Origin of the sequence: Neglectibacter caecimuris, from assembly GCF_034335015.1 — a bacterium.
GTDB classification, from domain to species: domain Bacteria; phylum Bacillota; class Clostridia; order Oscillospirales; family Acutalibacteraceae; genus Acutalibacter; species Acutalibacter caecimuris_A.
Window position 1 is genome coordinate 38070 of the sequence record NZ_JAWXXK010000006.1, and the last position, 12368, is coordinate 50437.

12 protein-coding genes are annotated in these 12368 nt (G+C 53.1%); 7 read left to right on the top strand and 5 right to left on the bottom strand.

All coding sequences use genetic code 11. From position 1 onward, the window contains the following. Positions 1–32: 32 nt before the first annotated feature. The 3 genes from U8T64_RS09690 (at position 33) to rsgA (ending at position 2584) form a co-directional block, all read left to right on the top strand. The gene (locus tag U8T64_RS09690; RefSeq protein WP_322183211.1) at positions 33–449 is read left to right on the top strand and encodes a hypothetical protein; all 417 of its coding nucleotides are present in this window, start codon (positions 33–35) and stop codon (positions 447–449) included. Further along, the gene (locus U8T64_RS09695; protein WP_322183212.1) at positions 391–894 is read left to right on the top strand and encodes a bacteriocin-associated integral membrane family protein; all 504 of its coding nucleotides are present in this window, start codon (positions 391–393) and stop codon (positions 892–894) included. The genes U8T64_RS09690 and U8T64_RS09695 overlap by 59 nt, the downstream gene beginning before the upstream one ends. Before the next feature lie 655 nt (positions 895–1549). Then, complete coding sequence (rsgA, locus tag U8T64_RS09700) at positions 1550–2584, top strand: ribosome small subunit-dependent GTPase A (protein ID WP_322183213.1); 1035 nt, start codon at positions 1550–1552, stop codon at positions 2582–2584. A 398-nt stretch (positions 2585–2982) separates the two neighbouring features. Here the strand turns inward: rsgA and U8T64_RS09705 are convergent, their stop codons facing one another. Then, the gene (locus tag U8T64_RS09705) at positions 2983–4737 is read right to left on the bottom strand and encodes an S-layer homology domain-containing protein (protein ID WP_322183214.1); all 1755 of its coding nucleotides are present in this window, start codon (positions 4735–4737) and stop codon (positions 2983–2985) included. Between the two features lie 113 nt (positions 4738–4850). On the opposite strand from U8T64_RS09705, the gene U8T64_RS09710 reads away from it, so the two are divergent. Beyond that, complete coding sequence (locus U8T64_RS09710) at positions 4851–5309, top strand: putative ABC transporter permease (protein ID WP_322183215.1); 459 nt, start codon at positions 4851–4853, stop codon at positions 5307–5309. Positions 5310–5749: 440 nt separating this feature from the next. Here U8T64_RS09710 and U8T64_RS09715 read toward each other — a convergent pair whose 3' ends face one another. Genes U8T64_RS09715 through U8T64_RS09725 form a run of 3 tightly spaced genes read right to left on the bottom strand, consistent with a single transcriptional unit; the run spans position 5750 to position 7648 of the window. Then, positions 5750–6010: a hypothetical protein gene (locus U8T64_RS09715; protein WP_322183216.1), complete on the bottom strand. Its 261-nt coding sequence runs from the start codon at positions 6008–6010 to the stop codon at positions 5750–5752. A 15-nt stretch (positions 6011–6025) separates the two neighbouring features. Continuing rightward, positions 6026–7216 (bottom strand): M56 family metallopeptidase, encoded by a 1191-nt coding sequence (locus U8T64_RS09720; protein WP_322183217.1) that lies wholly within the window; start codon positions 7214–7216, stop codon positions 6026–6028. Between the two features lie 6 nt (positions 7217–7222). Next, complete coding sequence (locus tag U8T64_RS09725; RefSeq protein ID WP_322183218.1) at positions 7223–7648, bottom strand: BlaI/MecI/CopY family transcriptional regulator; 426 nt, start codon at positions 7646–7648, stop codon at positions 7223–7225. A 212-nt stretch (positions 7649–7860) separates the two neighbouring features. Between U8T64_RS09725 and U8T64_RS09730 the strand changes: the two genes are divergently transcribed. From U8T64_RS09730 to U8T64_RS09740, 3 genes are all read left to right on the top strand, one after another. Continuing rightward, complete coding sequence (locus U8T64_RS09730; RefSeq protein ID WP_322183219.1) at positions 7861–8886, top strand: zinc-dependent alcohol dehydrogenase; 1026 nt, start codon at positions 7861–7863, stop codon at positions 8884–8886. A gap of 22 nt (positions 8887–8908) precedes the next feature. Further along, positions 8909–9745, top strand: coding sequence for a TrmH family RNA methyltransferase (locus U8T64_RS09735; protein ID WP_322183220.1), 837 nt, complete (start codon positions 8909–8911; stop codon positions 9743–9745). A gap of 472 nt (positions 9746–10217) precedes the next feature. After that, a complete protein-coding gene (locus tag U8T64_RS09740; RefSeq protein WP_322183221.1) occupies positions 10218–10976 on the top strand; it encodes a sugar phosphate isomerase/epimerase family protein in 759 nt (252 codons plus the stop codon). Positions 10977–11310: 334 nt separating this feature from the next. On the opposite strand, the gene U8T64_RS09745 is transcribed toward U8T64_RS09740, so the two are convergent. Continuing rightward, complete coding sequence (locus U8T64_RS09745) at positions 11311–11757, bottom strand: hypothetical protein (protein WP_322183222.1); 447 nt, start codon at positions 11755–11757, stop codon at positions 11311–11313. Positions 11758–12368 lie beyond the last annotated feature (611 nt).

The following is a 12368-nucleotide window of genomic DNA, read 5'->3' on the forward strand; positions in this document are numbered from 1 at the left end:
ATTCTGGAAGAAACAGAAGGGGAGGAAATTGTATGAAGAGATTCAAAAAACTGCTGCCGCCCATTTTAGCGGCAGCTCTTTTCCTGTCCGGCTGCGGCGCCGACAGGGAGCAGAGCACAAATTTTAATTCGGCGGGGAAAACCCTGTACGCCACCGCCATACAGTACAGCGGAGAGGACGAAAGCGTTGAAGCTTATCTGGAGATCGCACAGCGAAGCCAAAAGCTGTTTCCCCTGCTGGAGGAGAATTTGGGCGCTTTTGTGATGAACGCCTATAACTATCAGGATATCGACGGTAAGGGAACGCCGCTGTATGAGGAAAACAGGCTGAATTATCCTGTGGAGATTGACCCTGCGGGCTGGACCGTTCAGGTCAGCAAAAACTATTTTTTTGCTGCACCCTGTAAAAACCACCGAGGGGAAGCCGGTAGAGGAGCTGCTGAAGCTTGAGGAAAACACCATGAACCTTCTGGTGCCGGAAAGCTGCCGGGCACAGGAGGCGGAGCTTCTTTCCGCCTGGCGGGAGCATTTCTACTTTGAAAAAGTGGAGGCGGAAAACAGCTACAACCAGCAGGCGGGAAAAACGGAACGGCTGGAGCTGAGCCTGGAGGACCTGGAAATTCATATCATCTATGTGCAGGACGGCCAGCGCTATTTTACCTATCGGGAAGACTGCGCGGTGGAAACGGGCGGCTGGATCACGGATCCTGTTGTGGAGATCTATACCTCCAATATCCACTGCAATTATGCCCACAGTAATTTATCACAGTGGACGTATTTCGCCGCCGATACGGAGAATGCTCAGGAAGCCTTTGCCGAAATGCTTCCCTTTGTACAGGAATGCAGCGCGGAAAAAAGCTTTCAAAAGGTGGAGCCCGTGGAATTTCTGCCCTGATTCTCCTGGCCTGAGTGAATTTTCCTTGCTTTTTCCCATTTCCTGTGCTAGAATACGGGCAGGAACGGCAGGAAAGCCTGCCGCGCCTTGACTGAAACGAAAGGAGCTGTTGTGTTATGAAATTTGTGTTTGAGGGTGCGTTTCTCTAAAATTTCATAGGGGCGGGGCGCTCCCCTGCCGCTTCAAGCGACCTTTCGTGAGGTTTCATACGGCATGTCAAAACAAGCCGCGAAAAGCAGCATGAAAAAGGCTGCTTTTTGCGGCATTTTTGCGCCCAAAAGTTGTTAGAAAGGGCAAAGGCTGGAAGTCTGATAAATTGGAATTTGTCTATCCTTAGCCTCCCCTTATTTATAAGGGGAGGGGGACCGCCGAACGACGGTGGAAGGGATAGTCACACGCAGAAAGTAGCATAGAATCGCTAGTTAAAATCCCCTCAGTCACGGCGTAGCCGTGACAGCTCCCCTTACTCTCGTAAGTGGAGCCTAAGGGCGCTAAACTATAATTTATCGAGTGTTTTTTACAACCACCGCCCAGCTTCCAGAATCCCTCTCTAACAACTAAAAACTAACAACTAACAACTACCAAGCGAGGTGATGCTTTATGAAATGTTTCGTGTCCAAAAGAATATTTCACAGAAAAGCACAGGAGGAATTGCATGATCGATTGGAAAGAATTCGGGCTTTTGCCCGAGGAATACTGTTTGGAAGCGGGAAGCCTTGCCAGAGTGACTGCTGTGCACAAAGAGCGGTATGGGCTGATTTGTGAGCAGGGGGAGTGCTACGGCAGGTTGAAAAGCGCCGTTTATTTCGGTGAAGGAACAGAGGAATTTCCCACGGTGGGAGATTTTGTGGAGATCGCCTATCAACCGGCGGGAGACAGCGTGCTTTTGCACACTCTGCCGCGCCGTACCTTCTTTTCCCGGCGGGACCCTATGCCAGGCCGCCCCACAGAGCAGGCGGTTGCCGCTAATTTCGACACGGTGTTCGTGGTACAGTCTCTCAATGAGAATTTCAATGTTTCCCGGCTGGAGCGGTATCTTGCCCAGGCCTGGCAAAGCGGCGCACAGCCGGTGGTGGTGCTGACAAAGGCAGACCTGCCGGGTGACCATGCCGCAAAGCGCAAAGCGGCGGTCGAAGCGGCCCCGGGGGTGCGGGTAGCCGCTGTCAGCGCGAAAACCGGAGAGGGTATGGAGGCGTTGGAGCCCTATTTGCAGCCCGGGCAGACCCTGGTGTTTTTAGGCTCCTCCGGCGTGGGAAAATCCAGTTTGCTGAACAGACTGGCGGGGAAAGAGCTGATGGAGACAGGCGAAATCCGGGAGGAGGACGGTAGAGGCCGACACACCACCACCCACCGGCAGTTGTTTCGCCTGCCCTGCGGCGCACTGGTGATCGATACCCCCGGCATGCGCCAGCTGGGCATGTGGGACGTAAGCACCGGCCTGGGAGAGGCCTTCCCTGAGATCGAAGAGCTGGCCGGGCACTGCAAATTTTCCGATTGCCGCCACGAAACGGAACCGGGCTGTGCCGTTTTGCAGGCTGTTGCCGAGGGCTTGATCCCCAGGGAGCGCTGGGAAAGCTACCGAAAGCTTCACCGCGAGGCGGCACTTTCCAGAAGAAAGGGAGAGCGGAAAAAGCAGCCGATGAAAAAGCTGGGGCAAAAGGGAAAAAGAGCAATCAGCAGCGAGGAATGAGGCAGCGTGCCGCCGCACCTGATTCGGGAAGGGAGTAAGCGCTGATGGAGAGCTTATGGCCCGGTGGAAAAAGATGGATAAATTGAAATTTGGCGGTGAACCGCTTACTTTCTACCTGTCATTCTGAACGAAGTGAAGAATCTCGTCCTTTGCCTTTTTTCCGGAATTAAGGGCGAGATTCTTCGTCACTTCGTTCCTCAGAATGACAGTTGGGAACTGTGCGCTAAACTATAAATTTATTACCCAGCCCTTCCTTTGTTGCACCGTAGGTGCCGCCACCGTCCATCATCTGGCATCCAGAATCCAGCATCGAAAAGTAAAACAACCGCTGCAAAACTTGACGTTTTGCAGCGGTTGTTTTACTTTTTTTGCTTCGCGCCCTTAAAGAAAATCCGTTTTTACTTCTGTGTAAATACCAGCATATTGCTCATGGCGCGGCCGGCGGAAACTGCCGTGCTGCCCTGAACATACAGGGCACAGGAAGCGCCGCCGTCCAGGTTCATGGCGGTCTGACAGCCCAGGGCCGCCATGGCGCTGCCAAGCTGACCCAAGGTGCAGGAGGCATGGGCGATGACCACGGTGCCGTCCTTCTTCACACCGATGGCCATTCTGGCGGCGGAGGTGCCGGTCACATGGGCGTCGGTAAAGCCTTCCTGCTGGTAGGTGGAAGTGTTGCCGTAGGCTTTTCCGTTCTTCACCACCGTGGGGCCGCAGCTCAGGGCGGCGACGATATCCTGGGTGGAGGAGCCCTGGTATTTCACAGAAAGCTCCAGCTTATCGCCTGCCTGGCAGCTTCCCACCAGAGTATCCCACTGAGAACGCATTTTACGTTCGTAAAGGACAAAGCCGGTTTTGGGGATCGGTACGTCGGAAGCGTTGTGATAAACCTTTGTGACTGTGCCGTTTTCATCGGCCACTGCGGCGTTCAGCACCTTGCCGGAAATTTTGCTGCCGAAGGCGCTGGTGGCAATCATTTTTGTTCCGTCATTTTGGGGAACGGAAAGGTTCAGTCCGATCTGATCCGTACCGGGGGCCTCGATCACCTGGCCGTCTCGAAAATGTGTGACGCTTTGCAGGGTCTTAAAAAATTCGATGGAGGCTTTTCCGTTGGAGTCCACCACAAAGGTGGGCTTGTAGGGGGCGTTGGTGTTGTCCAGGCGAAGGAGCTTTCCGTTGCTGATCAAAGTGGAATAGGTGGTCAGATAGTCGCTTTTGCTGGAATCATAGCACTGGTAGAACGCGCCGTTTACCGCGACGATGGCGTTGGTGCGCTTGGCAATGGCCGCCGCGCTTTCTGTGCTGTAGAGCTTGTTGTTGGCCAGAACCGCCTGAGCGGAATATCCATTCTGTGGGTTGAATTCCACTCCGCTTACGCTGACGCCTCCGGCGGTTTTGCTGAATTTTACAGGAGCCCGAAAGGTGGGCTCCGGTTCTACCGGGTCGATATCGGTGGGGTCTTTCTCCGGAATGACGATGCTTTGATCCACCGTGTGCTTCAAAAGAACGCTTTGAGCGTTCTTGAACACCTGGGCCACCTCGGCGCGGGTAGCGGTACTTTGAGGCTTTAGATAATTTTTACCGCCCTCGCTGCTGCCGTTGATGATCTTGTGGTCAGCGGCCCATTTTAAGCCGGTTTTCGCATAGGCGGAAACCTGGGTCTTATCGGGAAAGCTGTGGAAGGTGGTGTTGGAATACGCCGTGGTGTTGCCTGTTTTTGCCGCGTAATCATAGAAAATTTTCGCCATCTGCTGGCGGGTCACCGGGGTATCCGGGGCAAATTTCCGGTTGCCAACGCCGTTGATCAGGCCCATCTGGTAGGCCCACTCGATGGGGGCGGCGTAATAAAGGCCGGTGTTCACATCGGTAAAGCTGGTTCTGCCTGTCCAATCCTCCTTCCGGTAATTATCCGTGGCGTTGGCCAGCACGGTAACGAACATGCCCCGGGTCATGGGCCGCATGGGGGAAAAGGTGGTGGCGCCGGTGCCGTTAAACAGCCCGTTTTCATAGGCATAGGCCACGGCCCCGTGGTACCAGGCGCTGGCGGGTACGTCTGTAAAGGGCAGCTCCGCCGCAAAAGCGGACAGCGGGAGCATGCCGACTACAAGAAACATCGCCAGAAAAAGACTGATGATTTTGCAATGTGTCTTTTTCATGAAAAAACCTCCTTGGATCGTTCAAAGCTGAAACCATTATACAGCGCCGATTTGCGGTTTTCAAGCCCGGCCCGGGAGAAATGGCTTCTGGAAAGGCGCAGGGCGGCATACGTATGGGAAGGAAAAAGTTTGAGGAGGGGATAGGCTTGCGAAGCATGCAGAAATGGTGCAGGGCCCTGGTGCTGTTTTGTATCGGCGGGGTGCTGTACGTTTTGATCGAAGAGGTCGCCAGAGGGCGCTCTCACTGGAGCATGCTGCTTTTAGGCGGCATGTGCTTTCTTTTGATCGGCCTGATCAATGAAAAATTTTGCCGAAACCTGGGGCTTTTCTGGCAAATGCTGCTGGGCGGCGGGATCATTACCGTTCTGGAGCTTGCAACGGGACTCTTTGTCAATGTGTGGATGGGCTGGAACGTGTGGGATTATTCCAATATGCCTTTGAATTTATGGGGGCAGATCTGCTTGCCCTATTCTCTTTTGTGGACGGTGATCTCCCTGGCGGCAGTCTTTTTAGACGACTGGCTGCGCTGGAAGCTTTTTGACGAGCCCCATCGGAAGTATAAGCTTTTTTGAAAAGGGGAAGGAGTTTTGTGGAATTGGCAATTAGCAATGAGGAAGGGCAAAGAAAAAGTTTGGCAAATTGGGATTGAGCGGTGAGTCACCGCAGGCACTCGTGAAGCTGTTGGATGCAGGAGACTGGTTTCCGACCCGACCGACGGCGAGGTGTTCACTCTCCATCTGTCATTCTGAGCGAAGCGAAGAATCTCGTTCTTCGGGCCTTTTTGAAGGGCTTTAAGGACGAGATTCTTCGTCTCTATGCTCCTCAGAATGGCAAAGGAGAGAGCTTGTTCTTCTCTAATGACTAACAACTAACAGCTAACGACTAGTTCGCTAAACTATAATTTATCAGTTTCTTTTGCACTAAGCAGGGGCGCTGTTGCCCGCGGGGACATTGCCAGTGGGCGCAAAAAAGCCCCGGGCCGTTTAGCGGCTCAGGGCTTACTTTCTGCAAATCAGGTAACATAGATCCATACGGAATCCTGCCAGCGGTTTTGCGTCACATTCCAGCGGCGATACTGCCACTTTTTTGTATAGGGCTCCAAGCGGTATCTGATTTCGATCACATCTTCTGCCTGTGGGGAAATTCCGGAATCTGAATGAGAGGCCGCGGCAGGGGCGGCGGTATTCATTTCTTCCGCTCCGGCGCCCATGGCGGCGGAGGCGGCAAGCAGAGAAGCGCATACAAGCGCGCAAACTGTTTTTCTAAGTTTCATAAAGATACGCCTTCTTTATTCTTTAGAATTTTTCAGCGGAAATCCGCTTTCCAGCATCATCTCGCCAAATTTTTTAGAAGTGCGTTGCGGCGGAACATCACCGTTTACAACACAAATCCAATAAGAATCCCCGTCCGGAACCAGATATGCTGTTTCTGCGGTCATTTCGTTTCGGAGATCCTTTTCAGGAGGATCCCCGCTTGGCATGAATACATATCGGTAAGAAAAGAACATGGAAATCAACAAGAAACAGAGCACCAGAATAATGGCCCTGCGTTCTCTTTTTGTGTTTGGTTTATAGTTTGCGATGGCGTCGGTTCGCTTTTGTAAAAGTTTCTTTTCCCTTGGAGATTCTACCAATCCGGCCTCTAGGACTGCCGCGGGATCTGATTGCCGCGGAAAGCGGGAGGCCTCCTGCAGCGTGCGCAGCAGGATATCCAAATAAGCAATACGTTCTTCATCGGTTTTACACTGGTTGGTAACCACTGTGATATCGCACCGCAGCTCCTGTGTCTCCTTCAGATAACGGGGAATCAAATGAAGAAAAGGGTTCCACCAGAATACGGCCCGGGCCAGGTTGACCAGAAACCGCAGAGTGATATCTCCGTTTTTCCAATGGGTCAGCTCATGGCGCAGAATATAATGCAGCTCCGTATCTGTATAGTCCCGTTCCGGCAGCAGCACCCTGGGGTACCGCAAGCCGCTGACTTGGGGAACGGCAATCAACTCGTCCTGCAAAATGCGAATCCGTTTGATCTTCAGCTCTTCGCACAGGGAAATTGCCGTATCGAAGACTTTTCCATCGGAAACTTCTTCGTAAAGCTCCCAGCCGCGGACCATGGAGCGGTACATGAAAAAGAAGCGAAACAGCAGAATGACCGCGACGATCCACCATACGGCGGTGATCACCGCCATGGGGAGAATGCGAAAGGGCGGTTCGCCCGCACTGGTGGAAATGGACACGTGGCGGATCAAAAACGTATGGACGTGAACGTAAATGCCATTCCGAAAAGAAAGGGGCTGTGTGAAGCCGGAGAATTCCAGAGGAAAAAAGCAGCGAAACACACAACCCAGCAGCAGGAGATACAAAGCGGCGGTATCATACCGCCAAAAGTTTTGTATTGTTTTTCGGCACAACATCAAAATTCCAAGAAGTAGGCCGCTCCAGGCTACCGACGTCAGCAACGAATAGAATGAAAATTCCAATCGGTTTCACTTCTTCCGCCCCTGAATTTCTTTCTTCTTGGCTTCGATCACTTTTACCATTTCGTCCAGAGCTTCCACGCTGGTAGCGCCCGCTACGATGGCGGCTGCCATACGGCTGGGAACCGCTACCTTTTCCTCTCTTGCCTGGATCGCAGCGATCTCTACCTGCATGATGGCGTAATCTTCACGGGTGAGAGACGGAGAGAAGGTACGGCCCAGCTTCCGGGAATTCAGATAGAAGCCGGCAACCTCCACAGCCCCTTTATCCAGCAGAGAGTTTACCAGAATGTGAATGGAATTGGGCTTCCAGGAACACTTCCGCTTGGAGGCGGCCTCCAGGATCTCAGAACGGGCCAGGGCAATATCGGAATCCCAGAAAATGTTCATCAGCTCTTTTTCTTTTTTGGAAAGAGTAAAACGCTTTGTTGCCATTTTGTTTCACCTCCTTACGATAGATAATTTTTAGATATGTAAGCAATTTTCAGTATAGTTGTTTTTTCGGGGAAAGTCAACACTTTTTTTGCGTTTTATTTCGACAAAAAGCGATGGTTTTCCCCATTTTCACGCAATTATCAGGAAACACTTGACACCGGAGAAAAAATGCTTCATAGTTAGAAAAACAGGAAAACAGGGAGGTCAATTTTATGCTACAGCAGGTCATGACAGCGCCGGGCAAAGTCGAATTTCGGGAGGTGCCCATTCCGCAGCTGAAGGCGGGGGAGGTGCTGGTGAAGATCATGGAGATCGGGATCTGCGGCTCGGATATCCATGTATACCATGGAAAACACCCCTTTACAAGCTATCCTGTTACCCAGGGTCACGAGGTTTCCGGGCTCATTGAAAAGCTGGGAGAAGGGGTAACGGGGCTTACCATCGGCCAGAAGGTAACCATTCAGCCCCAGGTGGTGTGCGGGCAGTGCTATCCCTGCCGCCACGGGAAATATAATCTCTGTGAAAGCCTGAAGGTAATGGGCTTTCAGACCACGGGCGTGGCCTCTCATTATTTTGCGGTAGACGCCAAAAAGGTAACGCCCCTGCCGGAAACCATGAGCCTGGAGGAAGGGGCCATGATCGAGCCGTTGGCAGTGGCCGTGCATGCCGTGCGCCGAATGGGTGACATGACCGGGAAGGATGTTTGCGTGCTGGGGGCCGGGCCCATCGGTATTCTGGTGGCCCAGGCAGCCAAGGGCATGGGCGCGGCCCGGGTGATGATCACCGATATCAGCGAGGTTCGCCTGCAAAAGGCGGCGGAATGCGGCATTGATTTCTGTATCAATACCAAGGAAACAAATTTCGGGGAAGCGCTTCTTCAAAGCTTCGGACCGGATAAAGCCGATGTGATCTATGATTGCGCGGGAAACGACATCACCATGGGGCAGGCCATTCAGTACGCCAGAAAGGGCAGCACGATTATTTTAGTGGCGGTGTTCGCCGGTATGGCAAAGGTGGACCTGGCGGTTTTGAACGACCACGAGCTGGACCTGAACACCTCTATGATGTATCGCTCGGAGGACTATGAAAAGGCCATTGAGCTGGCGGATTCCGGCAAGGTGCAGCTGAAGCCGCTGATCTCCCAGCGGTTCCCGTTCCAAAAGTACCTGGAGGCTTACAAGTACATTGACGAAAACCGGGAAACGACCATGAAGGTATTGATCGACGTGCAGGAATAAAAGCCAGAAAGGGCGGCACACGATGAAGAAAAAGCAGATATCCGGCAAAAACGCGGACTATCAGAAATTTGAAGTGCTGAAAACCAACCGAAACAAGCGCTACCGGTACGGGGAGTTTTTCGTGGAGGGTGTGCGGAACCTGAATGAGGCTGTGAAAAACGGCTGGGAGATCGTTTCCTTTCTGTATGCCCCATCGCTGGGGCTTTCCGGCTGGGCGGCGGAAATGTTGGGAAAGGTAAAAACTCAGGTGAATTTTGAGCTTGCCCCGGAGCTCATGCGGGAGCTCAGCGGCAAAGAGGATACCTCTGAGCTGATGGCGGTGGTAAAAACACGGGAGGACAGCCTTTCCCGGCTGACGGAAGGTCTTTCTCCGGAAAAGCCTCCGCTGTTTCTGCTGTTTGACCGGGCCTCCAACCGGGGCAACCTGGGAACGATCCTCCGCTCCTGTGACGCATTGGGCGCAGACGGCCTGATCCTCACAGGCCATGCCGTGGACCTCTACGACCCGGAGGTGGTAGGCGCTTCCATGGGCTCCTTCTTCCATGTACCCGCCGTGCGGGTGGCGGATAATGAAACGGTGTTCCGGTTTATCCGGGAATTGAAGGAGCGTTATCCTGGTTTTCTCACCATCGGCACCACCGCCCATAAGCAATATCCCCTGTATGGGCAGGACCTCACCCGCCCGCTGCTGCTGATGGCAGGGAATGAAACAGAAGGCCTGTGCTATGCCTTTAAGGAGGTCTGCGACGTGCTTTGCACCATTCCCATGGCGGAAAGCTCCTCCGCCTCCTCCTTCAACGTGGCCTGCGCGGCTACCGTAATGCTTTATGAGGCTTCCAGGCAGAGGGCGAAGGGGTAAATGATTTTATATGGCACCCCTTGGCTTTCTCGCCTGTCGGCTCGGTTGCTGTGCCCCGGTGGGGCACGCCCAGCAACGACCGAAGCGACAGCTGAGAACGGTTCGCACCAGCGGTCTCGCCTGTCGGCTCGGTTGCTGTGTGCCGGTGGCACACGTCCAGCAACGACCGAGTTGACAAACGAGAACGGGTCAGAGCGGTTGCTGTGCCCCGGTGGGGCACGTTCAGCAATGTCTGAAGCGACAGCTGAGTTCTCCACTGGAGACCTTCCCCCCACCGGGACGCGCTCACCCTAACGGTGGTCCCCGCAGACTGCGAAGCAGTCTGTTTCCCCTATTCAGGGGAGGCAAGGGTTACTGCTATTTATTAGCCCGCTAAATCCCAATTTACCGAACTTTTCCTTTGCCCTTCTTAATTCCTAATTGCTTATTTTCTATCGCTCAACACAAAAAATAAAGAGGAGTGTTTATCAGTATGATGACCTTAGGCGCGCAGCTTTTTACTTTGCGGGACTACACCCAAACAGTAAGCGACCTGGACTATTCCCTGGGCCGTGTAGCGGAGATGGGCTACAAAACCGTGCAGATCTCAGCCATTGGGCCGATCCCGGCGGAAACTGTCAGGGAGCTTTGCGATAAGCACGGCCTGGAGATCGTGCTGACCCATACCGATCCCAACCGGATCTTAAACGATACCGAAGCGGTGATCAAGGAGCACGAGGTCATGGGCTGCGATTATATCGGCATTGGGATGATGCCGAAGAAGTACTGCTCCTCGGAATGGCTCTGGCACTTTGCGGAGGATTACCGGAAGCCCGCGAAGAAGATTGCGGCGGCAGGGAAGCTTTTAATGTACCACAACCACAATATTGAGTTTCAGAAATTCGGCGGCAAGCTGGTTTTGGAAACTCTGGCGGAAAGCTTTGCCCCGGAAGAGCTGGGCTTTACCCTAGATACCTACTGGGTGCAGATGGGCGGCGCCGATGTGTGCGAATGGCTTACAAGGCTTCAGGACCGTACGCCCTGTGTCCACCTGAAGGATATGGCCGTGCGGGGGTGGGATCCTGTGATGGCCCCTGTGCTGGAGGGAAACCTGGATTTCCGGAAGATTCTCCGCACCATAGAAGAGCTGGGCGGCGTAAAGCACCTTCTGGTAGAACAGGACATCTGCGAGGGCAGCCCCTTCGACTGCCTGAAAACAAGCTACGACAACCTGCATAAGCTGGGCTATTAAAACATAATAGAAAAGAAGAAAACAGCGGAGAAACCGAAACACTCGTTTTTCTCCGCTGCTTTTTTAGTGGATAAAGTTTTCCTGCTCCATTTGTCATTCAATAAATTGGAATTTAGCTTCCTTCGGCTCCACTTACGCGAGTAAGGGGAGCTGTCACGGCGTAGCCGTGACTGAGGGGATTAGAACTGGCGGTTTTATCCCACTTTCTGCGTGTGACTATCCCTTCCACCACCTATCGGCGGTCTCCGCAGACTGCGAAGCAGTCTGTTTCCCCTCTATAAATAAGGGGAGGCAAAGGGCGGATAAACTATAATTTATCGGTTAGTTTTTCCCGCTATTTCAAAAAGAAAAGGCCCTCTGTAACGTTTACGAACAAAGTTGGGGAGTTTTTGTCCCCGCCGGGGGCGTACTGCCTGCCGTCCTTTAGAATGGTTTCGTCCGAAACGCCGATCCGCATGGTTTTTCCATCGGAAAAGGTGAACAGGTACTCCATTTCGGGGGGTTCTCCCTCGCTGGCGGTGCCGGGAAGGGATACGCAGAGAAGCTGGGCGGTTCCCGCGGCAAGCCGAAGCCGCTCCGGGTCCGTAAGGGTAACGCTTTCCCCCTGCCGGGTGATGCGCACCTCCCTGATGTTTCCCTGCTCCGCCTGCTGCCGCAGATTTCCGGCGATGGGCCAGCCGTGAAAGGCATACCAGATGATGGCGGAGATAGCCGCTGTAAGTAAAATGATCCCAATTTGAACCAGCACCCTTTTCCAGATGCTTTTTGTCCGGTCACTCATTGCGGCACCACCTTTCTCTTAGTTTCAGTATAGCCGAAGGCAGGAAAAAGTCAAGGCGCTTCTATTTTACGGGAAACCGGTAAATGATAGTTTAGCAGACTAGTCGTTAGCTGTTAGTTGTTAGTCGTTAGAGAAGGGCAAGTCCCCTTCCTTGTCATCCTGAACAAAAAGCAAAGCAAGCTTTGCTTTCTCAGCGAAGGAGCTCGTTCTTCATTCCAGAAAAGGATAAAGGACGAGATTCTTCACCGCTTTCAGCGGTGAAGAATGACAGGGAGAAAGTGAGTGGCTCGCCGATAAATTATAGTTTAGCGGCGAGGCGCCGCGGCCACTCGTGCCCCTACTTGGTGCAGGAAAATGATTTCTGACCCGACCGCAGGGACACCGCTAAATTATGGTTTATCGCCCTTAGGCTCCACTTATTTATAAGGAGAGCTGTCACGGCAAAGCCGTGACTGAGGGGATTCTAACTAGCGATTCTATCCCACTTTCTGCGTGTGACTATCCCCTCCACCACCTATCGATGGTCCCCGCAGACTGCGGAGCAGTCTGTTTCCCCTCTGCAAGCAAGGGGAGGCTTTTCTCGCCGCCAAATTCCAATTTACCGAACTTTT